This is a genomic window from Amycolatopsis sp. NPDC114505, from assembly GCF_055633615.1.
On the sequence record NZ_JBVKDV010000002.1, the window covers coordinates 2,334,850 to 2,358,745 of the forward strand.

Below are 23,896 nucleotides of genomic sequence, written 5' to 3' on the forward strand. Positions count from 1 at the left end.
ACCGCGTAGTGGCTCAGCCGATGACGTGGGCCCACCAAGCAGCAACACTTCCGCCCATTCGATACTGCATCTGCCCTCGGGTGCCGTCGGCCTTGTCGGAGCCCTGCCAGTTTTGGATCGGCCATGTTTTCCTGCCGAACAGTTGCTTCGAGACTCGGCTCATCCTGGCGTGTTCGTTCGACTGCTGCTGTGCTTCGAGCTCGGAGTAGGCGAGCAGTTCGTTGTAGGTGAACACTTCGTTCGGTCGACTGCTGGTGAGTTCGAAGAGTGCCACCACGCCGGGAAGGTGGTTCACCGCTGCCCAGAGCTCGGCCACCATGTCGGGAGTCCAGGTGCCTTCCCCGGGAACCTGGACCACTTCGAAGCCTCCCTCCAAGCTGGCAAGGGTTCTGGTCAGGCGTTGGTCAAGCATTCGAATCTCCTTTTGGGCGGCCAGTAACTCGACGCGAAGCAGTTCGACATCCATCCCTACCTCCATCGTGCGGTATCTCAGTACAGATCGGAAACCGTACCTGAATCGCGTACGACTGGCAACCTGATCTGCGCCTCGTCGAACCTCCGCCCGGCGCGCCGCGTCCTGCTTTTGGCAGACTGGTGCGAACGGGTGAGAGTGGGGACAGGGTGCGCGGGTGTGGCCTGAAGGTGGCTCTCTTCTTGGGGGCGGTCGTCGTACTGACCGCGGGGGTCATCGTGGCGGTGGTGCTGACGCGCGCCCCGGTGAAGACGCCGGGCTGCACCGTGGCGGTGGCCGGGCAGAACGGGTACACGTTCACGCCCGAGCAGACGGACAACGCCGCGCGGATCGCGGGCGTCGGGGCGAAGCTGGGGCTGCCGCCGCACGCGGCGACGGTCGCGCTGGCCACGGCGTTGCAGGAGTCGAAGCTGCAGAACCTCGCGGGCGGTGACCGCGACTCGGTCGGGCTGTTCCAGCAGCGTCCCAGCCAGGGCTGGGGCACGGTGGCGCAGCTGCGCGACCCCGTCTACGCGGCGACGGCGTTCTACGAGAAGCTCGAGAAGCTGCCGGGCTGGGAGACGATGCCGATCACCGAGGCGGCCCAGGAGATCCAGCGCTCCGGCGTCCCGGACGCGTACGCGCAGTGGGAGCCGCAGTCCCGCGCGCTGGCGGCGGCGTTCAACGGCCAGTTCCCGGCGGCGCTGACCTGCCGGAACCTGACCCTGGCCGCCCCGGGCGACCTGGCGTCTGCGGCGACCGGCGAGCTGGGCACGGCCAAGCTGAGCGGAGCCCACCCGCCGGCGCAGGGCTGGACGTACGCGAGCTGGCTGGTCGGCCGCGCAGAGGCGCTCGGGGTGGACAAGGTGAGCTTCGCCGGCCAGACGTGGACGGCGGAGTCCGGGGCCTGGACCCAGGACTCCGCCGCCGGTCAAGATCTCTCCCTGCACCAGGCCCCGGCGGCCCAGCCCAGCGAGTGAGCCCAGAGGCATCACGCGTGTCTGGAGGGGCATCACGCGTGTCTGGAGAGGCATCAAGCGTGTCTGGAGGGGCATCACGCGTGTCCGGAGAGGCATCTCGCGTGATGCCCGCCCAGACACGCGTGATGCCCCGCTGATCACGCGTGATGCCTCTTTGCGCACGCGACTGGGTCAGGGGACCAGGATCGCGCGGCCGCGGATGCGGCCCGCGTCGAGGTCGTCGAGCGCCGTCTGGAACTCGTCCAGCGAGTACCGGGCCGTGTGCAGCTTCACGCGGCCCTGCGCCGCCAGCACCATCAGCTCGCACAGGTCGTTGTACGACCCCACCAGGTTGCCGATCAGGTTGATCTCCGTGGAGATGATGTCGATCGTCGGGACGTCGATGTTCTCGCCGTACCCGACGACGTGGTAGTCGCCCGCCCGCCGCAGCATCGCGATCCCGTCGCGCGTCGCGCCGCCTTCGCCGACGAAGTCGATCACCGTCTCGGCGCCGTTTCCGCCCGTCAGGTCGAGCACCTGCGCGACCTGGGAGCCGTCGCCGACCACGCCGTGGTCCGCGCCGATCGACACCGCCAGCTTCACCGCGTCCGGGTTGCGGTCGACGACGATCAGCTCGGCCGCCGAGATCGCCTTCAGCACCTGGATCCCGATGTGCCCGAGCCCGCCCGCGCCGATGACGACGCACTTGTCGCCCGGACGCAGGCGCCGCGACGCCTTCGCCGCCGCGTGGTAGGCCGTCAGCCCGGCGTCCGCCAGTGCCGCGACGTCCGCCGGCTCCAGCGCGTCGTCGATCTTCACCACGCTGCGCGCCGACGTCTTGAGGTACTCCGCGTACCCGCCCGCGGTGTCGATGCCCGGGAACTGCGACTGCGTGCAGTGGACGTCGTCGCCGAAGCGGCAGGCCCGGCAGAGCCCGCACGTGATCAGCGGGTGCACGATCACCTTGTCGCCCTCGGCGACGTTCGTGACCGCGCCGCCGACCGCGTGCACCCAGCCCGCGTTCTCGTGCCCGATCGTGTAGGGCAGCGTGACGCCGGACTTCTCCTGCCACTGCCCTTCCAGGATGTGCAGGTCGGTGCGGCAGACGCCGGCGCCGCCGATCCGCACGACGACGTCGTACGGCCCGGTCACCTCCGGCGCCGGGACGTCGGTCATCCGCAGGGGCTGGTCGTACCCGACGACCTGGACCGCCTTCATGCTGTTGCCTCCACAGTGGACATTGACGGAGTGGATTCGGGGTAGCGGGTGCGCAGCAGCCCGCGGCAGAAGTGGGAGTTGCCTTCGATCGAGATCCGGACCGACCGCGCGAACCGCAGCCGCACCGGGATCTCCTCCCGTGGGAACGGCGTTCCGTCGTGGTCGACCAGCACCGGTGCCGACGGGTCGGTCGGCAACCCGAGCGCTTCGCGACGCCGCAGCAGTGCCGCGGCGGCGGGAACGTCCGGCAGGTCCGCGAGGGTGACGCCGTGCAGGTCGACGTGCTCGTCGGCACGCAGCAGCATCGTCAGCGCGCGTTCCATCGCCGCCTGGTGCGCCTTGCGGCGGAACGTCAGCCGCAGCTCCTCGAGGTCTTGGTCGGCCTCGTGGCCGAACGTGCCGAGGTAGCCGGCGTCCGCGGCGAGCCCGCGGTTGATGAGGTCGGAGTCGTGGTGGTCGTCGAGCTCCACCACGACTTCCGACGTCCACGGCAGCGCCGTCAGCACGTCCTTCGCGTCCGACGCCATGAGGTAGGCGAAGTTCGGCGCGCAGAACGACGTCGGCAGTCGCAAGTGGACGGTCACGCGGGTGCCGTCCACGGTGAGCGACTTGACGAAGCCGAGGTCGGTGATGGGCTCGTCGAGCTCCGGGTCGAGAACCGCGTCCAGCGCGGTGAAGGCGTCCACGTCAGGCCACCGACACGGCCTGCGGCTCGATCGGAGCGAGCTGCAGTTCGGCCGGCACGGGGATGTCGTACATCGCCGCCGTGTTGAGGCCGAGGATCTTCTTCTTCTGGTCGACGGTCAGCGGCGCGTACTCCGGCAGGTCCTCGGGGATCTGGAAGTCGACGAACCGCTCGACGAGCCACCGCGGCGTCCAGATCGCGTAGTCGCTGGAGAACTGGATCCGGTCTTCGTCGAGCCAGTACAGCAGCTCGCCGATGATCTGCGCGAAGTACTTCGGCCGGGTGTGGATGAACGGCATCGCGACGGCGAGCCCGGCGTGGACGTTCGGCTCCTGCGTCGCGATCCAGCAGAAGTCCTCCAGCCGTGGCAGTCCGCAGTGCTCGACGACGAAGTTGAGGTCGGTGAAGTCGGTGGCCGCGTGGTCGACGTCGGCGACGTCGAAGGCGTCACGGTCCAGCGGCCGGATCGTCGGTCCCTTGTGGACGTGGATGTTCTTGATGCCCAGTTCCTGGCAGGCCTCGAAGTACTTGTACGTCCACTTGTCGTCGAGCTTGTAGCCGCGCGAGTCGCCCTGCCACTCGGCCGTGTAGAGCTTGACGCCCTTCAGATCGAAGCGCTCGGCGTCGCGCCGCAGCTGGTCGATGCCGGCCTGCTCGAACCGCGGGTCGAAGAAGTGGTTGTAGGTCAGCTTGTCCGGATGCCGCTGCTTCAGCGCGAAGGCTTCTTCCGTCTGCCCGAAGCCGTTTTCGTAGAACGCGCCGAGGTGCGCCGGCTGGAAGATGGCGTGGTCGACGTGACCGTCGTCGAAGAGGTCCTTCATCAGCCGCTCGCCGCCCTGGTAGAGGTAGTCCTCGTAGGGCCAGACCTCGGACTCGGGGCTGAGGTTGCGGTGGTAGTCGTAGAAGCAGTCGATGAACTGCTTGCCGTGGACGTTGCGTTGGTTCTCCGGGCGCGCGTCCCAGAGCGCCACGTGGGCGTCCACGATGAAGTACGTCTCGCCGTCCTTGCTGTACATCCGGTTCCTCCACGTCTTCGTGTGTTGCTGGGACGGTAAGGACGTCGGCGCTGGTCAGGGACCCATCGGGTGTCTCGATATGAGACAGCGCGCACTGCCGCCGCCCGATCGGTGGACGTACGGTGGAGGAGTCCGACGCAGAGCCGCGTCCCGGGAGGCCAGGTGGAGAACCCGCAGGTGCACGTCACGCGCTCGTTCGACGCGCGCGGGGCGGCCGCGATCGCGCCCCGGCTGCGGGCGTCGTGGCAGCGCAGCGAGCGCTACGGCGTGCCCGAGGACGAGGTCATGCCGGTGTTCTCCGGCGCCGTCGACACCGGGTCGCTGCTCTACGAATGCGGCACCGAGGTGCTGCGTGGCCTGCAGGCGACGCTGGCCAACGAGCCGATCAGCCTGATGATCACCGACAGCGAAGGCCTCGTGCTGAGCCGGCTGTGCACGGACGCCACGATCAACCGCTCGCTGGACCGCGTCCACCTGGCGCCGGGGTTCTACTTCGCGGAGAGCAACGCGGGCACCAACGGGCTCGGCCTGGCGCTCGCCGACCGGGCGCCGTCGCTGGTCCGGGCGAGCGAGCACTACTGCACCGACCTGCGCGGATACACCTGCGCGGCGGTGCCGGTGCTCGACCCGCTGACCGGGGCGCTCGCCGGCAGCGTCAACCTCACGACGTGGTCGGAGCAGTCGTCGGAGCTGCTGCTGGCGCTGGCGCAGGCCGCCGCGGGGAACACCGCGGCGCTGATGCTGGCCCGCGCGTCCGGGCGGATCGCCCGGCCGACGCCGCGGGGCGAGGTCTTCCGCGTCTACGCCGACCGCGTCGACCCGGGTGACGTGCGGCGCCTCTCGCCCGCCTGGACCACCGCGGTCGACGCGGCGAAGGCGGCGTTCACGGCCGGTCGCGTCGTCGCGGTCGTCGGCGAGCCGGGCGCGGGCAAGACGGCGCTGGCGGCGCTGGCCCGGCGGGAGCTGCGGCCCCGCGAGCGGGTTTTGAACGCGCGGCCGCCGGCGCCGGACGACGTCGACACGTGGCTGACGCTGTGGACGCCCGAGCTGGCCAAGGACGGCACGTGCGTGATCGTGTCGGGCGTCGAGGCGCTGCCCGCGTGGGCGGCGGAGGAACTGGCCCGGCGGTTCACGGAGGTCCGGGGCGACGGGCCGCCGCCGTTCGTGCTCACCGCGCCGGACGCGGAGTCGGTGCCGTCGGCGCTGCGGCCGCTGGTGGAACGGGTGGTCGAGGTCCCGGCGCTCCGTTTTCGCCCGGACGACGTCCTCCCGCTGGCCCACCACTTCGCCCGGCGGGACCGCGGACGCGACGTCACATTTACGTCGGCGGCGTCACGGGCGTTGACGGCGTTCGACTGGCCGGAGAACGCGAAGCAGCTACGGCGGGTTGTGCGCGAAGCGGCTTCGCGGTCCGACGTGATCGATACGGCGCATCTGCCGGCGGAGGTGTTCAGCGCGGCGGGTCACCGGTTGAGCCGCCTGCAGGCGATGGAACGCGACGAGATCGTGCGCTGCCTGTCGGAGCCGGGGGCGACGGTGGTGCACGCGGCCGGGAAGCTCGGGATGGGCCGGGCGACGCTGTACCGGAAGATGGCGCAGTACGGGCTTAACGCGCGGCAGTTGAAGTCTTAGCTCGGGCTGGGGTGGCTCGCGGGCGGGGCGGGCAATTGCGGCGCTGGGGTGGGTTGTCGGCCGGAGCCGGGGCTGCCCGGCCAAGCGGACAAGCGGCCAAGCGGCCAATCGGCGGGGCAGCCAAGCGCCAAGCGGCAAGCGGCGCCGGGCAGTTGGGCGCCGGGCGGGCTATCGGCCGGAGCCAGGGCGGCCGAGCGGTCAGCGCCGATCGGCGGGCCGGCCGCGTGGGCTCGGCAGTCCAGCGACCAGCGGTGGTGCCACCAAGGCCGGTCAGCGCACTCCCGCAGTAAGCCGCGTGGCCTGCGCCCAGCGGACCGCCGGGCCCATCGCGTACCCGGCCGCCAAGAACACCACCCCCAGCAGGAGCCACCCCGGCAGGCCCCAGCCGATCACCACCGTGCTCAGCAGGACCGGGCCGATCGCGCGCGCCACCGATACGCCCGTTCCGAAGAAGCCCTGGTACTGCCCCTGCTGGTCGGCCGGGGCCAGTGCGAAGCCGATCTCCCAGGAGCCCGCCGACTGCAGCATCTCGCCGAACACCTGCACCACCGCGCCCACCACCAGCACCGCGAACGCGACCCACGGCGACGTCCCGGACGCCGCCAGCGCGAACGCCACGCACGACGCCAGCAGCAGCACCCCGGACCGGCGTACCATCCGCGCCGCCGTGCCGATGCTCGCCAGCCGGGCGGCCACGCGGACCTGGAACAGCACCACCACGACCGTGTTCAGCACGAACAGTGCGGACACCGTCCAGCCCGGCGCCGCCGTCCGCTCGACGATCCACAGCGGGATCGCGACGCTCAGCAGCGGCATGCGCAGCAACAGCACGGCGTTGAGCAGCGTCACCAGCGCGTACGGCCGGTCGCGCAGCACCGCCAGCTTCGGTGCCCCCGCTCGCGGGGCCGACGTCGTCACCGCCGGGAGCCCGAGCAGGATCCCCGCGGTGACCACGAACGTCACGGCGTCGAGCACGAAGACCGTCAGGTACGCCGGCGCCGTGTCGGCCGAGAGGGCGAGCCCGCCCAGGCCGGCGCCGATGGCCAGGCCCGCGTTGCCCGCCGACTGCAGCTGCGCGCGGACGCGCGTCCGGCGTTCCGGGTCGGCCAGTGCGGCCAGCAGTGCCTGGCGGACGGCGGCCAGGCCGGTCTGGCAGCTGCCGTAGAGACAAGCGGCCAGGACGAACAGCAGCGGCGTGCGGACCAGCAGGAACGTCAGGATGGACGCGCTCGTCGCCAGTGCCAGCAGCACGGCCGAGCCGCGCGCGCCATGGCGGTCGGCGAGGTGGCCGAGCGGCACGCCCGCGACCGAACCCACCGCCCAGCCGAGCGTGAGACCCAGCCCGACCTGGGCCGGGCTCAGGCCGACGATCCGGGTGAAGAACAGCACCGAGCAGGTCAGGAACGCGCCGTCGCCGAGCGAGCCGGCCAGCTGGGCGGCGGCCAGCAGTCTTCCGGAGCGGGCGGGTGCCGGGCGGTCCACAGTCAGCGTCATGGGAGTAACGCTAGATCGGCACTTGGCCCGATCCCAGATCCAATTCTCTCGAATCGGACTGGGCCAATGTAGGATCGCCGGATGGACTTCCACGTCAGCCTGGCCGGGCGCGGCGACCTGTCGGTCCGGATCTACCGCCAGCTGCGTGACGCCGTGCTGGACGGCAGGCTGCGGGCGGGGGAGCGGCTGCCGCCGACGCGGGAACTGGCGCGACGCTTGGCTGTCTCGCGCAACACCGTCGCGGTCGCTTACGACCGGCTGACCGCCGACGGGTTCCTCACCGGCCGCGTCGGCGCCGGGACCTACGTCAGCGGTTCGCTGCCGGCGCCGAAGCCGCGCAAGGCTCCTTCGGCATCCGGGCCGCGGCCGAAGGCGATCTGGCGGTCACTGCCGTCGCCGGCCGCCGCGGTGGGGGAGGCGCCGGAGTACGACTTCCGCGTCGGCATCCCGGACGCCGCGTTGTTCCCGCTGGAGACCTGGCGGCGGCTGCTCGGGCGGGAACTGCGGGCCGCGGCCGGGTTCGTGCACTACGTCGACCCCGGCGGGCATCCGGGCCTGCGCGCGGCGATCGCCCGGCACGTCGGCGTGTCGCGTTCGGTGCGCGCCGACGCGGACGACGTGCTCGTCACGCAAGGTGCGCAGCAGGCCCTCGACCTGCTCTGCCGCGTGCTGATCTCACCGGGCGACCGGGTGGCCGTCGAAGAGCCCGGCTACCGGCAGGCGAAGCTGCTCTTCGCCTCCCACGGCGCCGACGTCGTCGGCGTGCCGGTGGACGGCGAAGGCCTCGACGTCGCCGCGATACCGCCGCGGACGAAGCTGGTGTACGTCACGCCGTCGCACCAGTTCCCGCTCGGGACGCCGATGTCGCTGGCCCGCCGCACGGCGCTGCTGGCGTGGGCCGGGCGCGCGGACGCGGTCGTCGTCGAGGACGACTACGACAGCGAGTTCCGGTTCTCCGACCGGCCCCTGGAACCGTTGCAGAGCCTGGACCGCGGCGGGCGGGTGGCGTACGTCGGGTCCTTCTCGAAGACGCTGCTTCCCATGCTGCGCCTGGGTTTCCTGGTCGCGCCGCCGTCGTTGCAGGACGCTTTGCGCCACGCGCGCCAGCTGTCGGACTGGCACGGCGACGTCCCGGCCCATGCGGCGCTCGCCCGGTTCGTCGACGAGGGGCTGTTCGCCCGCCACATCCGCCGCGCTACGAAGGTGTACGCGGAGCGGCACGAGCGTCTGGTGTCCACTGTGGACCGGGTGTTCGCCGGCCGGCTGCGGGTGGTCCCGTCGGCGGCCGGGCTGCACCTGTGCGCCCTCGCCGACGTCGACCTGGAGCCGATCGCCGCGCGGGCCGCGGCCTCAGGCGTGGCGGTACAGACGCTTTCCGATCTGTGCGGCGGGTTTCCGGCGCCGGGACTGGTCCTCGGCTACGGCTCGATCCCGGTGGACAGGATCGACGACGGACTCGCGGCGCTGGACACGGCCTGGGGCTCGACGTAGTGGTCCGTGCGGCGGCGGGCGGTGATCAGCAGCCCGCCCGCCGACGTCGCCACCGCCGTGGCCAGGACCAGGAGCCAGCCGTGGCGGAAGTCCGTCAGGTCCGGCGTTCCCGCGAAGATCGCGACCAGGACCGCCGTCCCCAGGACCGTCCCGATCTGGCGCGTCGTGTTGACCATCGACGAGCCCGCGCCCCACCGCGGCGGCGGCAGGACCGTGCCCACCACGCCCGACAGGCTCGGCAGGATCAGGCCGACGCCGATGCCGGTCAGGAGCTGGCCGGGCAGCATCGACGTCGCGTAGTCGGGCGTCGAACCCATGCGCAGCAACCAGACCAGCACGCCGGCGCCGAACGAGACGCCGCCGAGGGCGACCACCGGGCCCGGGCCGAAGCGGTGCACGAACCGGCCGCCGAGGATCGACACCGGCACCACCATCAGCGGCCCCGGGGCCAGGGACAGCCCGGCCAGCAGGATCGAGTCGTGCCAGATCGACGTCAGGAACAGCACGTTGCCGAACAGCATCGCGGCGAACCCGGCCGCGAACACGCCGGTCGTGACGCACGCCAGCCACAGCGTCGGGACGCGCAGCGCCGGCAGGTCGAGCACCGGCACGGCGTGGCGCGCCGAGCGCAGCGGCACCCAGGCCAGCGCGACGGCGGCGACGGCGAACGCGAGCAGCACCGGCCCCGAGGTCCAGCCGTGGTCGGGCGCTTCGACCAGCGCGTAGGCCAGCGCCCCGACGCCGAGCAGGAGCCCGGCCGCGCCGAGCAGGTCCGGGACGCCGGTGGTGGTGTCCCGCGACTCGCGCAGCACCCGCGGGCCGGCCAGGAGTGTCAGCGCGCAGATCGGCAGGTTCACCAGGAACACCCAGCGCCACGACGCTTCGACGAGCAGCCCGCCGACGGGCGGCCCGAGCGCGGCGGCCGCGGCGCCCACGGAAGCCCAGACGCCGACCGCCATCGGCCGCCGGTGGGCGGGGAAGGCGGTCAGCAGCAGGGCGAGCGACGTCGGCATGACGAGCGCGGCGCCGACCGCCTGCACGGCGCGGAAGGCGACGAGGACGGGAATGGACGGCGCGGCGGCGCACGCGGCCGAGGCGAGGGTGAAGACGGCGACGCCGAGGAGGAAGAGGCGCTTGCGGCCGTAGCGGTCGGCCAGCCGCCCGGCCGGGGCGAGGCAGGCGGCGAACAGGACGGTGTAGCCGTTGAGCACCCACGACAGCGTGGCGAGGTCGTCGCCGGGGAAGGCGGCCCGGATGCCGGGGAACGCGATGGTGACGATGAACGTGTCGAGGCTCGCGAGGAAGGCCGCGGTCGAGACGACCAGCAGCACGAGGCCGGGCTTCGGCGCGGTGTCGGTCATGGTCCTCCTAGGTTTGAAAAAGCAACCTAGCCGGAGGAGGTGGGTCTCAACAAGAGACTGACCAGTTCAGGGCGACCTATGTCACGCGCAGCCGGCCGCGTGGGTGCCTCAAGCAGCCGCGGCCAGCCCTTCCGCGCGGGCCTTCAGCGCGGCCAGGGTGTGTTCGATCGACCGCACGTTGTACCCCGGCCGATCCGCTCGCCCGGTCACCCGCGGCCCCATGAACTTGCGGACCACCCAGGTCCCGCTGCGGTACCAGTTCTCCGTCACCCGGCACCCCGCCGGGCTCGGGGCCAGCACGTACTCCCACCGCGACACCCGCGAACCGAGCGGCGTCCGCACGTCGAACGCGAACCGGCGCTCCTCGTCGAACCGCACCACCTTCACCCGCGTCCACCAGCGCAGCTCGCCGTTCACGTTGCGACCGCGAAAGCGGGCGCCGAGGCCCGGGGTGTCCAGCCAGCGGCCGCCGACGTTCTCCGGGCTCAGCTCGCCCATCCGGGGCAGGTCGGTCACCCACGACCACACCGTGGCCGGGTCGGCCGGAACGTCGATGCTGCGCGAAATCGTCGGCTCCACGCCTCGACGGTGACAGTCCCGCGACGCACCCGGCAAGGGCCCGGCGCGTTGTCCGCAGCCGAGGAGAGCCGCCGCGACACGGGCACCGAAAAAACTCACCCGGATGACCGGGTTGCCGATCACGTCTTCTGGGTATTTCGCGCGCGGAGGAGTACCTACACGGAGGGTGCGGTGGTCAGCGTGATCCCGATCGAGGTCGTGGGGATGGCCGTTCCGGTTCCGGGGGAGGCACCCTTGATGCTGCTCCGGGAGCCGGACGGCGCCCGCCGCTGGCTGGCGATCATGATCGGCTACGGCGAGGCCGAGGCGCTCGTGCGGGCGCGCGAGCAGATCGCGCAGCCGCGGCCGGGCACGATCGAGCTGCTCGGCGACGTGCTCGCGGCGTTCGGCCAGGGTGTCGCCGCGGTCGAGCTGACCGAGGTGCGGGACGGCATCTTCTACGCCGACCTCGTGCTCGTGTCCGGGACCCGGGTGTCGGCCCGGCCGAGCGACGCCGTCGCGCTGGGCCTGCGGCAAGGCGCGCCGATCAGCGTCGCCGAAGAGGTGCTCGACGTCGCGTCGGTGCAGCTGGAGGTCGAGCAGGAGGCCGAAGGCCCCGCCGCCGACCTGCTCGACACCGAGGCCGAGGTCGCGCGCTTCCGCGCCGAGCTCGACGGCCTGCGGCCCGAGGACTTCGACGACCTGTAGGGAATCATCTCCCGGACGGACGGACCGACGGGAGAGCGATGCCGGACTTCGCGACGACCACCGAGCCGCACCGGCGCGAGCTGCTGGTGCACTGCTACCGCCTGCTCGGCTCGGTGCACGAGGCCGAAGACCTGGTGCAGGACACGCTGGTCCGCGCGTGGAAGGCGTGGGACGGCTACGACCCGGCCCGCGCGTCGGTGCGCACCTGGCTGTACCGGATCGCGACCAACGCGTGCCTCACCGCGCTGGAGGGCCGGGCCCGCCGCCCGCTCCCGTCCGGTCTCGGCCGCCCGAGCGAGGACCCGGGCGCGCCGCTGACGCCGTCGTTCGAGATCCCGTGGCTGCACCCGTTCCCGGACGCGCGCCTCGATGACCCCGGCCTGCGCCTGGCCCGCCGGGGCACGCTGCGGCTGGCGCTGCTCGCCGCCATGCAGACGTTGCCGCCCAAGCAGCGCGCGGTGCTGATCCTGCGTGACGTCCTGGAGTTCAGCGCGGCGGAGGTGGCCGGCTTCCTCGAGACGACGCCCGCCGCGGTCAACAGCGCCCTCCAGCGCGCCCGCGCGGGTCTCGGCGACCTGTCGGCGGACGAGGTCCCCGAGCCGGACGACTCGGCGGTCGAGGCGGTCCTCGACCGCTACGTCCGGGCGTTCGAGTCCGCCGACGTCGCGGGCCTGGTCGGGCTGCTGACCGACGACGTCGTGCTGGAGATGCCGCCGGTGCCGCTGTGGTACCTCGGCCGCGACGGCTACGGCCGGTTCCTCGAGCGGCTGTTCGCGATGCGCGGCCCCGACTGGCGCATGACGCGCACCGCCGCCAACGGCCAGCCCGCCCTGGTCGCCTACTGCCGCGACGACGCCGGCGTCTACCGGCTGCACACCCTGCAGGTCTTCACGATCGACCAGGCGCGGGTGGCGCACAACGTGGTCTTCGCCGACCCGGCCGTCCTGGCGCTGTTCGACCTCCCGGCGACTCACCCGGCGGCGCGGGCCTCCGACGGGCGGCCGTAGGCGCCGCCGTCGTTGCTGCGCTGCAGCAGGCCTTCGTCGACGAGGTAACGGCGGAGCGTCGCGTGGTCGTCGTGGACCATCGACAGCTTCTCGCGGACGTCCTGCTCGGTGTAGAGCCGGCCCGGCTCGAACCGCTCGGCGAGGTGGGCGAGCAGCAGCTGCCGCCGCTTGCCCGAATGCGGGATGGTGACGAGCCTGCCGTGGCGGAACAGCCCGTCGAGGGGGTCGGCCGGGGCCTTGGCGAGCGCCTCGCGGAACACCTCGGGTACGGCGCGGTAGGTGTCCCCGTCCACGGTGACGAGCCCCGCGTCGACCAGCCGTTTGACGAGTTTCGCGTCGTCGGCCGGGAGGCCGGCGCAGATGCGGGCGAACAGCTGCAGGCGGGCGGGGTCCGCGAGGGCGGAGACCAGTGCTTCCGGGGAGGCCATGGCGGCAGAGCGTACCCGGACTCCGTGCGCCCGCCCCGGAAACTCGACAGGGTCAACTGATAAGTCTAGGCTGTCGATATGGGTGCGAAGACGGTTCCCGCTTCGGCGGTCTCGGCCGCGCAGACGCTGCGCGTGCTCGTCGGCCGGCTGCGGCGGCAGATGATGGACGCGACCGCGGTCGGTGACCTGACCTCCGCGCAGGCCTCGGCGCTCGCCCGGCTCGCGAAGATGGAGCCGGCGACGGCGAGCGTGCTGGCCGGCGCGGAGCGGGTGCGCCCGCAGTCGATGGCGGTGACGGTGGCCGCGCTGGAGAAGCTGGGCCTGGTCCGCCGTGAGGACGACCCGGAGGACGGCCGCCGCCAGCTGATCTTCTTCACGCCCGAGGGCCGCGCGTACGGCCAGGGCGCCCGCGCCTCGCGGCAGGAGTGGCTGGCCAAGGCCCTCGCCGGGCGGCTCAGCGAAGACGAGCTCGCCGTGGTCAACGAGGCGCTGGCCCTGCTCGGCCGCGTCGTCGAACCATGACGACGCGGGAACGGATGCGCGACGGGTTCGACCGGAAGCTGCTCGCGCCGCTGATCTCGGGCGCGGTGCTCAACCCGGTCAACTCGACGATCATCGCGGTCGCGCTGGTGCCGATCGGCGTCGCGTTCGGGCAGCCGGCGTCGGCGACCGCGTGGCTGATCTCCGCGCTGTACCTGGCCACCGCGGTCGGGCAGCCGGTGGCCGGGCGGCTGATCGACCGGTACGGCCCGCGGCGCGTTTTCCTCCCGGCGACGGCGCTGGTCGGGCTGGCGGGCGTGCTCGGCACCGTCGCGCCGGATTTCGGGTGGCTGATCGTCGCGCGGGTCGTCCTGGGCTTCGGCACGTGCGCCGGCTACCCGGCGGCGATGCGGCTCATCCGCGACGAGAGCGACCGGACCGGCCACGACAGCCCCGCTTCCGTGCTCACGGTGCTGGCGATCTCGACCCAGACGATCTCGGTGGTCGGCCCGGCGCTGGGCGGCCTGCTCATCGGTGCCGGCGGCTGGCGCGCGACCTTCGCCCTCAACATCCCGATCGCGCTGGCCGCCTTCGTCCTCGGCGCCCGCCGGTTCGCCAAGACGGCGCGGCCCGCGTCGAAGGGCTCGTTCGACCTCGACCTCCCGGGCATGGCGCTGTTCGCCGGCACGCTCGTCTCCCTGCTGCTCTTCCTGATGCACCCGGGCGCGGGGGACTGGTACCTGCTCGCGATCGCCGTCGCGGGTGCCGCGGGCTTCGCGGCGCGCGAGCTGACCCACGCCCACCCGTTCATCGACCTGCGGCTGCTCGGCCGCAACGGGCCGCTGCTGCGCACCTACGGCCGCGCGCTGCTGGCCTACGTCATCGCGTACAGCTTCCTCTACGGCTACACGCAATGGCTCGAGCACGGCCGCGGCCTGTCGGCGAGCGAAGCCGGCTTGGCCACCCTGCCGCTGTTCGCGACCGCGATCGTCGTGTCGCTGCTGACCGGGCGCCGCGAGCAGCCGCGCGGCAAGCTGCTCGGCGCCGCGATCGGGCAGCTCGCCGGGTGCGCGCTGCTGCTGGCACTGGACGCCTCGGCCGCCGTCTGGCTGCTCGTCGTGGTCGCGCTCGTGGCCGGCGTGCCGCAGGGGCTGAGCAGCCTCGCGCTGCAGAACTCCGTGTACCGCCAGGCGAACCCCGCCGACATCGCCGCGTCGGCCGGGCTGCTGCGCACGTTCGGCTACCTCGGCGCGATCGTCTCCTCCGCGCTGCAGGGCGCCCTCTTCGGGCCCGCCGCCGACACCGGCGGCCTGCACGACCTCGCGCTGCTGCTCCTCGGCATCGGCGTGCTCTTCCTGCTCGTCACCGTGTTCGACCGTTCGTTGTCCCGACCCGAGAAAGCCGGAACCGATGACTGATCCCACCCTCGACCCGAACCGCACGGCGCTGCTCGTGATGGACTACCAGAACGGGATCGTCGGGCAGCTGCCCGAGCCCGGCCCGCTCCTCGACCGCGTCACGAGCCTGGTCGACGACGTCCGCGGGCGCGGCGGCCACGTCGGCTGGGTGCGCGTCGGGTTCGAAGACGCCGAGTTCGACGCCATCCCCGAGACGAGCATGTTCGCGCCGTACGCGGCCGCTCCGGAACACCGGGCGGTGATGCGCGCGGACGGGCCGGCGACGCGGATCCACCCGAGGCTCACGCCGCGACCCGAAGACGTCCAGGTGCGCAAGATCCGCGTCGGCGCCTTCACGACCACCGATCTCGAGCAGCAGCTGGAGAAGCGCGGCATCACGACGCTCGTCCTCGCCGGGATCAGCACCAGCGGCGTCGTGCTGAGCACCGTGCGGGAAGCGATGGACCGCGACTACCGGATCGTCGTCGTGGGCGACGCCTGCGCCGACCGCGACCAGGCGACGCACGACTTCCTGACCGGCACGCTGTTCCCCCGCACCGCCGCCGTCGTCGACGTGGCCGGGCTCGGGGACCGCTGGGCCGTCCAGTAGGTTTCGCTGCGTGCCCCGTCCGCCCGAGACCGTGCCCGGCGAGGTGCTGCGCGCCTCGATCGTGGACCGCCTGTTCGCCCGCGCGGACGACGACCGGCCGCTGTTCACCCACCAGGACCACACGCACGACGCCGAGCACACGCTGACGTGGGCGGAGTTCGCCGCCCGCGTCCGGGTGGTCGCGGGCGGGCTGCGCCGGGTCGCGGAGCCGGGGGAGCGGGTCGCCGTCCTCGCCGGGCAGGAGCTCGCCTACCCGCTCGCGTTCTTCGGTGTCCTGGCGGCGGGCATGATCGCCGTCCCGCTGATGCCGCCGGGCAACCGCGCGCAGGCCGAGCGGCTCGGCGGGGTCCTGGCCGACTCCGGCGCGCGGGTCTGGCTGACGTCGTCGGCCGCGGCGGCGCGGGTCCGCGAGTTCGGGGCCCCCGGCGACCTGCTGGTGGCCGACGAGCTGACCGGGCCGGGCGTGGACCCGGTGCCCGTCGAGCCGGAAAGCCCGGCCTACCTGCAGTACACGTCGGGTTCGACGCGGGAGCCGGCCGGCGCGGTGATCCCGCACCGGGCGATCGTCGCGGCGTGCTGGCAGGGCGGCCGGGCCTACGCCGTCGACGAGGGCACGACCTGCGCGGGCTGGATCCCGTTCTTCCACGACATGGGCCTGATCCAGCTGCTGTGCCTGCCGGTCTTCGCCGGCGGCCGGGCGGTGTTCATGGCGCCGGCCGAGTTCGTGCACCGGCCGCGACGCTGGCTGCGGCAGATGGCGGACTACCCCGCGGTGTTCACCGCCGCCCCGAACTTCGCCTACGACCTCGCGGCCGACGCCGGTCCCGGGGACGACGACCTGGACCTCTCGGACGTGCGGGTCGCGCTCAACGGCGCCGAACCCGTCCGCCCGCGCACGGTGGAGCGCTTTCTGGAGGTCTTCGGCCCGCACGGCTTCAAGCGCGAGGCGTACCGGCCGTCGTACGGGCTCGCCGAGGCCACTGTGTACGTCGCGAGCGCGGGGCCGGAAGGGCCGCGCGGCGCGAAGTTCGACCGGGAAGCCCTTGCCCAGGGCCAGGTCGTCGAAACCGTCGAAGGACAGGAGCTCGTGTCGGTGGGCCGTCCGGTCGGGCAGCTCGTCCGGATCGTCCACGAGGGACACGAGCAGCCCGAGGGCGCCGTCGGCGAGATCTGGATCCACGGCGCCAACGTCGCGACCGGCTACTGGGGCCGGGGCGACGCGGGCGCGTTCGGCGCCACCCTCGACGGCCTCGGCGGCTGGCTGCGCACCGGCGACCTCGGCGTGGTGCACCGCGGAGACCTGTACGTCACCGGCCGGCTCAAGGACCTCATCGTCGTCGACGGCCGCAACTTCCACCCGCAGGACATCGAGGCGGCGGCCGGGGAGGCCCACCCCGCGGTCCGCCGGGACCGCGTCGCCGCGTTCGGCGTCGCCGACGAGGACGGCGAGGGCGCGATGGTGGTCGCGGAGTGGGCGCGCGACGCTGACGCGGACCTCAAAGAGGTGACCCGCGCGGTGCTGCGCGCGGTGTCACGGGAGCACGATCTCACCCTCCGTGCGGTACATCTGGTCCCTTCCGGCGGACTTCCGCGCACATCCAGTGGCAAGGTCGCCCGGTCGGCGGCCAAGGCACGTTATGGTGACGTCCGTGGGTGATCACCGCGCCGAGGTCACGAAGGTCGTCAGCGACACCTTCCGGCTCGACCCGGCCCTCGTCGAGCCCGACGCACCGCTGGAGGAGCTGGGCATCGACTCGAAGGGCCGGATCAAGCTCCTGGCGGCGCTGGAGGTCTATTACGGGGTGACGATCGACCTGGACGAGCTCGAGCGGTTCACCGACGTGGGGTCCGTGGCGGACGTGCTCGCGGAAGCACTGGGAACTGAAGGATCTGAGGAGAGGCGCTGACATGAGCGGCGGGGGGTACACCGCGACGACGGAAGCGTTGTCGACGGCGTCCAAGACCATCGGGGACCTGGCGGAGCACCTGCTGGACGACAACCCGGACCTGGAGACCCCGGCGGTCACCGCGGAGGGCTTCGGCAAGGCGCACAACGCCCACGCGGCGAAGTACACCGCCGGCGCGCAGGCGCTGTGGGCCGCGGTCTCCGGCTACAGCACCACGCTGGGTACGTTCGGCGGCAACCTCGGCACCGCCGGGAAGAGCTACGGCACCAACGAGGACAACCAGTCCGGCGCGATCACGAACGCCGGGGGCTCGCTCTGATGGCCGACAAGAAGAAGTGGTCCGACGTCAAGGCGATCCTCGACGACCCGAGCGTCCCCGCCGGGCAGAAGAGCGCGCTGATCAGCAGCTGGCTGCGGGAGAACCCGCCACCGCCGCCGTTCCTGGCCGACCAGGAACCGGACGACATCAAGCAGAAGCGGCAGGAAGCCGAGAAGTACGCCGGCGCGTACAACGCCAACCCGCTCTTCGCCGGGCAGTCGGTCGACGAGGCCTACGACAAGGCCAAGTCCAGCGGCGACCAGAACTCCTACAACGAAGACCAGGAAAAGAAGGCCGTCGACGACGGCAAGACGAAGCTCAACGACACGAAGCCGCCCGCCGCCGGCGAGAACGGTGGTGACGCCACCGGCACGAAGACGTCCGACGAGATCTTCGACGCCGCCGCGCCCGCGCTGAAGCTGTTCGAGACGTTCGGCTCGCTGCTGGCCAAGATCCCGGCCGACTGCCGCGGCAACACCCGCGCGATCGACATCGACAAGGACATCCACGTCCCGTTCGACGAGCAGCGCGGGATCAGCTTCGCGAACTTCGTCCAGGACGCCGCGCACTTCAAGACCGGCTCCGAGACGGTCGACCGGACGATGCAGGACACCGGGTCCCAGCTGAGCACCCTCTACCAGACGTGGAGCGGCGCCGGCGCCGACGCGGCGTCCGACACCTACAACGACAAGATCCAGCCGAAGGCGTCGAAGCTGTCGCAGACGCTCGGTGACGTCAGCGAAGCGACGAAGACCACCGCGACCACGGTCTTCCAGCTCTGCAAGGGCAAGGCCGACGCCGTCATCGGCATGTACACCGACCTGGTGGGCAAGGCCGACTACACGATGGCGCAGAAGGTCATCGCGGTCGCCAGCGGCGAGCACGGCAACGAGCAGGACCTGGCCCAGATCGCGGGCTGGATGGACCTCAACTTCGGCACCAACCTGGTCAAGACCCTCAACGACCAGGGCTGCTGCGACGGCGACGAGATCAAGAAGCACGGCCAGGACCTGGCCAAGCAGTGGATCCAGAACCAGTTCAACCCGGACATGTGGGACCGGCTCTACAAGGGCTTCGAGAAGACCTGCAAGGACACGAAGGACCTCGTCGACCAGGCGTACGACGCGCTCGACAAGGTCATGGGCAAGGTCAAGAACGAGTTCGAGGGCGCGGGCGGCTCGGGTTCCGGCGGCTCGGGTTCTGGAGGCGCCGGTGGCGGTTCCGGCTCGGGTTCGGGCAGCGGGTCCGGCTCCGGCAACGGTTCCGGCTCCGGCAACGGCTCGGGTGGTGCCGGTGGCGGCTCGGGCAGTGGGTCGGGTTCGGGCAGCGGGTCCGGTTCGGGCTCGGGTGGTTCGGGAGCCGGTGGGGGCGGTGGCGAGGTGCCGCCGATTCCCGAAGGCGGGTCCGGCTCCGGGGGCAGCGGCCTCGGCGGCGGTTCGGGCGCCGGCGGCTCGGGTACCGACGTGCCCAGCGGCGCGGGCGGTGGTTCCGGCAGTGGTTCCGGCAGTGGCTCCGGGGCCGGCGGCGGTGGTTCGATGCCGCCGATCCCCGACGTCTCCGGTGGCGGTGGGTCCGGCTCGGGCAGCGGCTCCGGTTCGGGCTCGGGTGCCGGCGGTGGCGGGGGCTCGATGCCGCCGATCCCCGACCTGGACACGTCCTCCGGTGCGGGTGGGTCCGGCCTCGGCTCCGGGGGTGGCTCGGGATCCGGCTCGGGCTCGGGTTCCGGCTCCGGGTCCGGTTCTGACGACACCTCGCCGTCCTCGGTGCAGCCGCCCTCGGACAACGGCCAGGCGGCGGCCGCGGCGGCCGCCGAAGAAGCCAAGAAGAAGGCCGCGGACGCGCTGAAGGAGTTCAGCGGCCCGGGGATCCAGACCGACTCCGGCGCCGGTGCGGGCGGCAGCGGCCTCGGCGGCGGCGAAGGGGCCGGTGGCAGCGGGCTCGGCGGCGACGAAGGCCTCGGCGGCGGGTCCGGCACGGGCGGCGGTTCGGGGTCCGGTTCGGGTGGTTCCGGCTCGGGTTCGTCGGGCGGTTCCGGCGCCGACGACGGCAAGGCCGCGGCCGAGCAGGCGGCGGAAGAGGCGAAGCAGAAGGCAGCCGACGCGCTGAAGGAGTTCAGCGGCGAAGGCATCAAGACCGACTCCGGCGACGGCGCGGGCCTCGGCGACACCGGCACCGACACGGACGGCGACGGCAAGCCCGACAACCCGCTCGGCGTCGACAAGGACGGCGACGGCAAGCCGGACAACCCGCTGGGCGAGGACAAGGACGGCGACGGCAAGCCCGACAACCCGCTCGGCGTTGACAAGGACGGCGACGGCAAACCGGACGGCCTGCTCGGCGACGACAAGGACGGCGACGGCAAGCCCGACAAGCTCGGCGACGAGACCCCCGACACCCTGAAGGTCAAGCAGGGCGACAAGACCTTCGAGATGACCGAACCCGACGCCGACGGGAAGATGGACATCAAGGTCGGTGACGGCACCGACGACGCCAAGGACTTCAAGCTCGACTGGTCCAAGGACGCCAAGGACGCCGACGGTCCACAAGGGACCGACGACACGTACTGCCCCGGCCCCGACGGGAAGATCCACATCGAGGACGGCGGCGTCAAGATCACCGCCGAGCGGCCCGACGGCCCGGACGGCCCGACCGTCGTCACCGTCGACGACGGCAGCGGCACCCCGACGACCTACACCCTCGGCGAGGACGACAAGGCCTCCGACGTCCTCGGCGACACGCCCGGCAAGAAGCTCGACGACGACCTCCCGAACCACAGCGGCACCCTCGACGACCTGAAGCACGACGGTCCCGGTGGTGGCGGCCACGGCGGTGGTGGCGCGGGGGCCGGCATCGGTGGCGGCTCGCACGGCGGCGCCGGCCTTTCGGCGGCCGGTCTCGACCCGGGTGGCGCGCACGGGCTCGGCGACACGCCGGTGTCCGGCGGCGTCCACAGCGGTGTCGGTGCGACGCAGTCCCAGCCCGCGGCCGCGTTCGCCCCGGCCGGCGCGTCGGCGGGCCCCTCCGGCCAGTCCGGGATGACCGGCATGGGCGGCATGGGAGCCATGGGCGGCGCCCACGGCGGTGCCGGCGGCGGGGACACCGAACGCCGGCCCGCCTACCGGATCGAGGGCGCGGTCTTCGACAACCTCGGTGAGCCCGGCCGCCGGATCATCGGCTCCCTCAACGACGACGAAGACCCGCCGTCCGCCCGGACCTGGTAGGAGGACGCATGAGCGAGATCGACGCGATGAAGGCCGAGCTGGACGGTCTCGTCCGCGAGCAGTCCGACCGGCGTGCCCTGCGCGAGCTGCAGGGCGAGGAGATCAAGGCCCGGTCCCAGGAGTACATGACCAAGCAGGTCCAGGCGGCCGAGCGGTACGTGCAGCACGTCCGCGAGATGGCGCAGCGCAAGACGAAGTCGGGCTGGAGCACCGACCGGGGCGCCACGGAACCGCCGTCGGCCTTCGACACGGACGCCTTCGGCGACGAGCCCGGCTCGGCGTCCCCGTTCGCGCCGACGGCCGGGGCGCGGCACGCGGCCCGTGACGAAGCCCCTCGCCGGGGCCGCCGGGCCCGCGCGGCGGACGACGACGACGGCTACGACAACAACCCGTGGTGACACCGTCCACAGTGGACGTCAGGTACGCCAGAGGTCGACGGCGATCTCGCGCAGCCGCTCGGTGAACGTCCCGGCCGGGCTCGCCTGCCGCAGCAGCAGGCGGAGCTCGGCCTCGAACTCCGCGCGGCGGTCGCCGAACAGGTGGGGTGCCGCGCTGGACAACGAGAACACGCCGGCGACGACGTCGTCGGCGGTGCGTTCGACGACCCGGCCCGGGACCTCGAACCGCCGCGGCTCACCGAACCCGGCCGCGCGGTAGATCTCCGCTTCGCCGCCGGCCGTGCCGTTCGGCAGGGTGCCCTGACCGGCGCGCCGCACCGACCCGAGGTACGTCCGCACCAGCTCGGTGATCTCGGCGTGCGGCACGGAGCTTTCGACGCCTTCGTGCGTCGTCGCGTGCACGTGGGCGCAGGCGCCGCCGGGCGCCAGCATGCCGTGCGCCGCGGCGGCGACCCGCGCCCGGTCGAACCAGTGGAACGACTGCGCGAACGTGACCAGCCGGAACCGGCCCAGTCCGGCGGGCAGCTCTTCGGCGCGCCGGTGCACCCAGCGGCAGTTCCCGATCCCGGCGAGCGTGGCGAGCCGGTCCGCTTCGCCGAGCATGTCCGCGTCGGCGTCCAGCCCGACCGCTTCCTCGAACGAGCCGGCCAGCAGGAGGGTCAGCGACCCCGGCCCGCAGCCGACGTCGAGCAGGCGGCCCGACCCGTCCAGGTCCAGCTCGGCCGCGAACGCGGCGGCGAGCTCCGGGGGATAGGCGGCGCGCCCCCGCGCGTAGTACCCGGCACTGCCCGAATAGAGGGACGGATCCCACACCCACGCGTCGGTCATGGCGCCAGCGTAGATACTCGGGTGTCATGGACTCCGCGAACTGGTGGCGCGACGCCGTCGTCTACGAGGTCTACGTACGCAGCTTCGCCGACGCGGACGGGGACGGCACCGGGGATCTCGCGGGCCTGCGCTCGCGCCTGGGTCACCTGGCCGACCTCGGCGTCGACGCCGTGTGGACGACGCCGTGGTACCGCTCGCCGATGGTCGACGGCGGCTACGACGTCGAGGACCACCGGACCCCCGACCCGCTGTTCGGCACCGACCCGGACGTGCTCGACCTCGTGGCCGAGGCCCACCGGGTGGGGCTGCGGCTGCTGATCGACGTCGTGCCGAACCACACCTCCGACCGCCACCCGTGGTTCCGCGCCGCGCTCGCCGGCGGGCCCGAACGCGCGCGGTACCACTTCCGGCCGGGACGTGGCACCGACGGCGAGCTGCCGCCGACCGACTGGCGCAGCGTCTTCGGTGGGCCGGCGTGGACGCGGGCGGCCGACGGCGAGTGGTACCTGCACCTGTTCGCCCCGGAGCAGCCCGACCTCAACTGGGACGACGCGGGCGTCCGGGCCGACTTCGAGGACCTGCTGCGATTCTGGTTCGCCCGCGGGGTCGACGGCGTCCGCATCGACGTCGCCCACGGGCTGCTCAAGGACCCGGCGTTCCCCGACCTCGGTGCCGACGACGAAGAGATCGCGCGACCGCCGGACCGCGCCGCGCACCCGCACTGGGACCTCGACGGCGTCCACGAGATCTACCGGTCGTGGCGCGAGATCGCGGGGGACTTCGGCCCGGACCGGGTGTTCGTCGCGGAGGCGTGGGTCGACCGGCCGGACCGCCTCGCGCGGTACGTGCGCCCGGACGAGCTGCACACGGCCTTCAACTTCGACTTCCTGCGCTGCGACTGGGACGCCGGCGCGCTGCGCGAGGTGATCGACCGGACGCTGGCGGCGCTGACGGCGGTCGGCGCGCCCGCGACGTGGGTGCTGTCGAACCACGACGTCGTCCGGCACGTGACGCGGTTCGCGCCCGGCGGCGACCTCGAGCGGGGCCGGCGGCGGGCCAGGGCGGCGCTGCTGCTGATGCTCGCCCTGCCCGGCGGGGCGTACCTGTACCAGGGCGAGGAGCTGGGGCTGGCGGAGGTCGAGGACCTGCCCGAGGCGGTGCTCGCCGACCCGACGTGGGAGCGATCCGGGCACACCCGCCGCGGTCGCGACGGCTGCCGGGTGCCACTGCCGTGGTCGGGGACGACGCCGCCGTTCGGGTTCTCGCCCGACGGGACGAGCACGTGGCTGCCGCAGCCGCCTGTGTGGCGCACGGCGACGGCCGAGGCCCAGGCGGCCGACCCCGGGTCGATGCTCCGGCTGTACCGGGCGGCCCTCGCCGCCCGCCGGGCCCACCCGGCGCTGGGGGACGGAACGCTGACGTGGCTGCCGTCGTCTCCCGGCGTGCTGTCCTTCGCGCGGGAGCCGGGGTTCGGGTGCGTGGTGAACCTGTCGGCCGCGCCGCACGAGCTGCCCGAGGGCGCGCGGGTTTTGCTGTCGAGCGTGGCGCTGGAGGCGGGGCGGCTGCCGGTCGACGCCGCGGTGTGGCTAGTGCGGGACTGAGTGGCGCTGTCCGGCGGGTCGCGAGTGGTGGCGGCGGTCGAGGGGCGCGGCGGTGTGGCTCGTGCGGGATTGAGTGGCGTTGTCCGGCGGATCGGAGTGTGGCGGGCGGCCAGTGGGCGCGGCGGTA

The 23,896-nt window shown here is 72.7% G+C and carries 23 protein-coding genes; 14 read left to right on the forward strand and 9 right to left on the reverse strand.

Translation table 11 applies throughout. The annotated features are described in order from the left end of the window. Nucleotides 1-13: 13 nt before the first annotated feature. Nucleotides 14-466 carry a hypothetical protein gene (locus tag ACZ7OU_RS28860; RefSeq protein ID WP_470257544.1) on the reverse strand — a complete coding sequence of 151 codons (453 nt, stop codon included), beginning with the start codon at nt 464-466 and terminating at the stop codon, nt 14-16. Nucleotides 467-642: 176 nt separating this feature from the next. On the opposite strand from ACZ7OU_RS28860, the gene ACZ7OU_RS28865 reads away from it, so the two are divergent. Continuing rightward, nucleotides 643-1,431 carry a hypothetical protein gene (locus ACZ7OU_RS28865; protein WP_470257545.1) on the forward strand — a complete coding sequence of 263 codons (789 nt, stop codon included), beginning with the start codon at nt 643-645 and terminating at the stop codon, nt 1,429-1,431. A 171-nt stretch (nt 1,432-1,602) separates the two neighbouring features. Here the strand turns inward: ACZ7OU_RS28865 and ACZ7OU_RS28870 are convergent, their stop codons facing one another. The 3 genes from ACZ7OU_RS28870 to ACZ7OU_RS28880 are packed head-to-tail and all read right to left on the reverse strand — an operon-like array spanning nt 1,603 to nt 4,329. Further along, nucleotides 1,603-2,628, reverse strand: coding sequence for an NAD(P)-dependent alcohol dehydrogenase (locus tag ACZ7OU_RS28870; protein WP_470257546.1), 1,026 nt, complete (start codon nt 2,626-2,628; stop codon nt 1,603-1,605). Then, on the reverse strand, nt 2,625-3,314 hold the full coding sequence (locus tag ACZ7OU_RS28875; RefSeq protein ID WP_470257547.1) for an iron-sulfur cluster assembly protein: 690 nt from the start codon (nt 3,312-3,314) through the stop codon (nt 2,625-2,627). The genes ACZ7OU_RS28870 and ACZ7OU_RS28875 overlap by 4 nt, the downstream gene beginning before the upstream one ends. A gap of 1 nt (nt 3,315) precedes the next feature. After that, on the reverse strand, nt 3,316-4,329 hold the full coding sequence (locus ACZ7OU_RS28880; RefSeq protein WP_470257548.1) for an amidohydrolase family protein: 1,014 nt from the start codon (nt 4,327-4,329) through the stop codon (nt 3,316-3,318). A 162-nt stretch (nt 4,330-4,491) separates the two neighbouring features. Here ACZ7OU_RS28880 and ACZ7OU_RS28885 point away from each other — a divergent pair, with 162 nt between their 5' ends. Beyond that, nucleotides 4,492-5,961 carry an AAA-type ATPase lid domain-containing protein gene (locus ACZ7OU_RS28885; RefSeq protein ID WP_470236928.1) on the forward strand — a complete coding sequence of 490 codons (1,470 nt, stop codon included), beginning with the start codon at nt 4,492-4,494 and terminating at the stop codon, nt 5,959-5,961. A 270-nt stretch (nt 5,962-6,231) separates the two neighbouring features. Here the strand turns inward: ACZ7OU_RS28885 and ACZ7OU_RS28890 are convergent, their stop codons facing one another. Continuing rightward, nucleotides 6,232-7,455 carry an MFS transporter gene (locus tag ACZ7OU_RS28890; RefSeq protein WP_470257549.1) on the reverse strand — a complete coding sequence of 408 codons (1,224 nt, stop codon included), beginning with the start codon at nt 7,453-7,455 and terminating at the stop codon, nt 6,232-6,234. Nucleotides 7,456-7,536: 81 nt separating this feature from the next. Between ACZ7OU_RS28890 and pdxR the strand changes: the two genes are divergently transcribed. Continuing rightward, entirely contained in the window at nt 7,537-8,946 is a 1,410-nt protein-coding gene (gene pdxR / locus ACZ7OU_RS28895) for a MocR-like pyridoxine biosynthesis transcription factor PdxR (RefSeq protein ID WP_470257550.1), read from the forward strand. On the opposite strand, the gene ACZ7OU_RS28900 is transcribed toward pdxR, so the two are convergent. After that, nucleotides 8,874-10,307 carry an MFS transporter gene (locus ACZ7OU_RS28900; protein ID WP_470257551.1) on the reverse strand — a complete coding sequence of 478 codons (1,434 nt, stop codon included), beginning with the start codon at nt 10,305-10,307 and terminating at the stop codon, nt 8,874-8,876. The two genes, pdxR and ACZ7OU_RS28900, sit on opposite strands and share 73 nt — an antisense overlap. 108 nt (nt 10,308-10,415) lie before the next feature. Next, nucleotides 10,416-10,886, reverse strand: coding sequence for an SRPBCC family protein (locus ACZ7OU_RS28905; RefSeq protein WP_470257552.1), 471 nt, complete (start codon nt 10,884-10,886; stop codon nt 10,416-10,418). A gap of 171 nt (nt 10,887-11,057) precedes the next feature. Here ACZ7OU_RS28905 and ACZ7OU_RS28910 point away from each other — a divergent pair, with 171 nt between their 5' ends. Beyond that, entirely contained in the window at nt 11,058-11,573 is a 516-nt protein-coding gene (locus tag ACZ7OU_RS28910) for a bifunctional nuclease family protein (RefSeq protein WP_470236923.1), read from the forward strand. A 38-nt stretch (nt 11,574-11,611) separates the two neighbouring features. After that, entirely contained in the window at nt 11,612-12,580 is a 969-nt protein-coding gene (locus ACZ7OU_RS28915; RefSeq protein WP_470257553.1) for a sigma-70 family RNA polymerase sigma factor, read from the forward strand. Here the strand turns inward: ACZ7OU_RS28915 and ACZ7OU_RS28920 are convergent. Beyond that, nucleotides 12,544-13,008, reverse strand: a complete 465-nt coding sequence (locus ACZ7OU_RS28920) for a DUF2087 domain-containing protein (RefSeq protein WP_470257554.1) — start codon at nt 13,006-13,008, stop codon at nt 12,544-12,546. The genes ACZ7OU_RS28915 and ACZ7OU_RS28920 overlap by 37 nt on opposite strands. Before the next feature lie 78 nt (nt 13,009-13,086). Between ACZ7OU_RS28920 and ACZ7OU_RS28925 the strand changes: the two genes are divergently transcribed. The 8 genes from ACZ7OU_RS28925 to ACZ7OU_RS28960 are packed head-to-tail and all read left to right on the forward strand — an operon-like array spanning nt 13,087 to nt 21,340. After that, nucleotides 13,087-13,530: a MarR family winged helix-turn-helix transcriptional regulator gene (locus tag ACZ7OU_RS28925; RefSeq protein WP_470257555.1), complete on the forward strand. Its 444-nt coding sequence runs from the start codon at nt 13,087-13,089 to the stop codon at nt 13,528-13,530. Next, nucleotides 13,527-14,906, forward strand: a complete 1,380-nt coding sequence (locus tag ACZ7OU_RS28930) for an MFS transporter (RefSeq protein WP_470257556.1) — start codon at nt 13,527-13,529, stop codon at nt 14,904-14,906. The genes ACZ7OU_RS28925 and ACZ7OU_RS28930 overlap by 4 nt, the downstream gene beginning before the upstream one ends. After that, nucleotides 14,899-15,495, forward strand: coding sequence for a cysteine hydrolase family protein (locus ACZ7OU_RS28935; protein WP_470257557.1), 597 nt, complete (start codon nt 14,899-14,901; stop codon nt 15,493-15,495). The genes ACZ7OU_RS28930 and ACZ7OU_RS28935 overlap by 8 nt, the downstream gene beginning before the upstream one ends. A gap of 10 nt (nt 15,496-15,505) precedes the next feature. After that, nucleotides 15,506-17,152, forward strand: coding sequence for a fatty acyl-AMP ligase (locus ACZ7OU_RS28940; RefSeq protein ID WP_470257558.1), 1,647 nt, complete (start codon nt 15,506-15,508; stop codon nt 17,150-17,152). After that, a complete protein-coding gene (locus ACZ7OU_RS28945) occupies nt 17,133-17,402 on the forward strand; it encodes an acyl carrier protein (protein ID WP_470236916.1) in 270 nt (89 codons plus the stop codon). Before ACZ7OU_RS28940 ends, ACZ7OU_RS28945 begins: the two co-directional genes overlap by 20 nt. A 1-nt stretch (nt 17,403) precedes the next feature. Beyond that, nucleotides 17,404-17,721 (forward strand): hypothetical protein, encoded by a 318-nt coding sequence (locus ACZ7OU_RS28950; protein WP_470236915.1) that lies wholly within the window; start codon nt 17,404-17,406, stop codon nt 17,719-17,721. After that, nucleotides 17,721-20,942 carry a WXG100 family type VII secretion target gene (locus ACZ7OU_RS28955; RefSeq protein ID WP_470257559.1) on the forward strand — a complete coding sequence of 1,074 codons (3,222 nt, stop codon included), beginning with the start codon at nt 17,721-17,723 and terminating at the stop codon, nt 20,940-20,942. Before ACZ7OU_RS28950 ends, ACZ7OU_RS28955 begins: the two co-directional genes overlap by 1 nt. Nucleotides 20,943-20,950: 8 nt before the next feature. After that, the gene (locus ACZ7OU_RS28960) at nt 20,951-21,340 is read left to right on the forward strand and encodes a hypothetical protein (RefSeq protein ID WP_470257560.1); all 390 of its coding nucleotides are present in this window, start codon (nt 20,951-20,953) and stop codon (nt 21,338-21,340) included. A gap of 18 nt (nt 21,341-21,358) precedes the next feature. On the opposite strand, the gene ACZ7OU_RS28965 is transcribed toward ACZ7OU_RS28960, so the two are convergent. Beyond that, nucleotides 21,359-22,168 carry a class I SAM-dependent methyltransferase gene (locus tag ACZ7OU_RS28965; RefSeq protein WP_470257561.1) on the reverse strand — a complete coding sequence of 270 codons (810 nt, stop codon included), beginning with the start codon at nt 22,166-22,168 and terminating at the stop codon, nt 21,359-21,361. 26 nt (nt 22,169-22,194) lie between these two features. On the opposite strand from ACZ7OU_RS28965, the gene ACZ7OU_RS28970 reads away from it, so the two are divergent. Then, a complete protein-coding gene (locus ACZ7OU_RS28970; protein WP_470257562.1) occupies nt 22,195-23,769 on the forward strand; it encodes a glycoside hydrolase family 13 protein in 1,575 nt (524 codons plus the stop codon). The last annotated feature ends 127 nt before the right edge of the window (nt 23,770-23,896 follow it).

What these genes read in the sequence shown, in the direction of transcription:
- ACZ7OU_RS28860 (WP_470257544.1), bottom strand. Translation starts at nt 466, where the DNA reads ATGGATGTCGAACTGCTTCGCGTCGAGTTACTGGCCGCCCAAAAGGAG.
- ACZ7OU_RS28870 (WP_470257546.1), bottom strand. Translation starts at nt 2,628, where the DNA reads ATGAAGGCGGTCCAGGTCGTCGGGTACGACCAGCCCCTGCGGATGACC.
- ACZ7OU_RS28880 (WP_470257548.1), bottom strand. Translation starts at nt 4,329, where the DNA reads ATGTACAGCAAGGACGGCGAGACGTACTTCATCGTGGACGCCCACGTG.
- ACZ7OU_RS28890 (WP_470257549.1), bottom strand. Translation starts at nt 7,455, where the DNA reads ATGACGCTGACTGTGGACCGCCCGGCACCCGCCCGCTCCGGAAGACTG.
- pdxR (WP_470257550.1), top strand. Translation starts at nt 7,537, where the DNA reads ATGGACTTCCACGTCAGCCTGGCCGGGCGCGGCGACCTGTCGGTCCGG.
- ACZ7OU_RS28900 (WP_470257551.1), bottom strand. Translation starts at nt 10,307, where the DNA reads ATGACCGACACCGCGCCGAAGCCCGGCCTCGTGCTGCTGGTCGTCTCG.
- ACZ7OU_RS28915 (WP_470257553.1), top strand. Translation starts at nt 11,612, where the DNA reads ATGCCGGACTTCGCGACGACCACCGAGCCGCACCGGCGCGAGCTGCTG.
- ACZ7OU_RS28920 (WP_470257554.1), bottom strand. Translation starts at nt 13,008, where the DNA reads ATGGCCTCCCCGGAAGCACTGGTCTCCGCCCTCGCGGACCCCGCCCGC.
- ACZ7OU_RS28925 (WP_470257555.1), top strand. Translation starts at nt 13,087, where the DNA reads ATGGGTGCGAAGACGGTTCCCGCTTCGGCGGTCTCGGCCGCGCAGACG.
- ACZ7OU_RS28930 (WP_470257556.1), top strand. Translation starts at nt 13,527, where the DNA reads ATGACGACGCGGGAACGGATGCGCGACGGGTTCGACCGGAAGCTGCTC.
- ACZ7OU_RS28935 (WP_470257557.1), top strand. Translation starts at nt 14,899, where the DNA reads ATGACTGATCCCACCCTCGACCCGAACCGCACGGCGCTGCTCGTGATG.
- ACZ7OU_RS28945 (WP_470236916.1), top strand. Translation starts at nt 17,133, where the DNA reads ATGGTGACGTCCGTGGGTGATCACCGCGCCGAGGTCACGAAGGTCGTC.
- ACZ7OU_RS28950 (WP_470236915.1), top strand. Translation starts at nt 17,404, where the DNA reads ATGAGCGGCGGGGGGTACACCGCGACGACGGAAGCGTTGTCGACGGCG.
- ACZ7OU_RS28955 (WP_470257559.1), top strand. Translation starts at nt 17,721, where the DNA reads ATGGCCGACAAGAAGAAGTGGTCCGACGTCAAGGCGATCCTCGACGAC.
- ACZ7OU_RS28960 (WP_470257560.1), top strand. Translation starts at nt 20,951, where the DNA reads ATGAGCGAGATCGACGCGATGAAGGCCGAGCTGGACGGTCTCGTCCGC.
- ACZ7OU_RS28965 (WP_470257561.1), bottom strand. Translation starts at nt 22,168, where the DNA reads ATGACCGACGCGTGGGTGTGGGATCCGTCCCTCTATTCGGGCAGTGCC.
- ACZ7OU_RS28970 (WP_470257562.1), top strand. Translation starts at nt 22,195, where the DNA reads ATGGACTCCGCGAACTGGTGGCGCGACGCCGTCGTCTACGAGGTCTAC.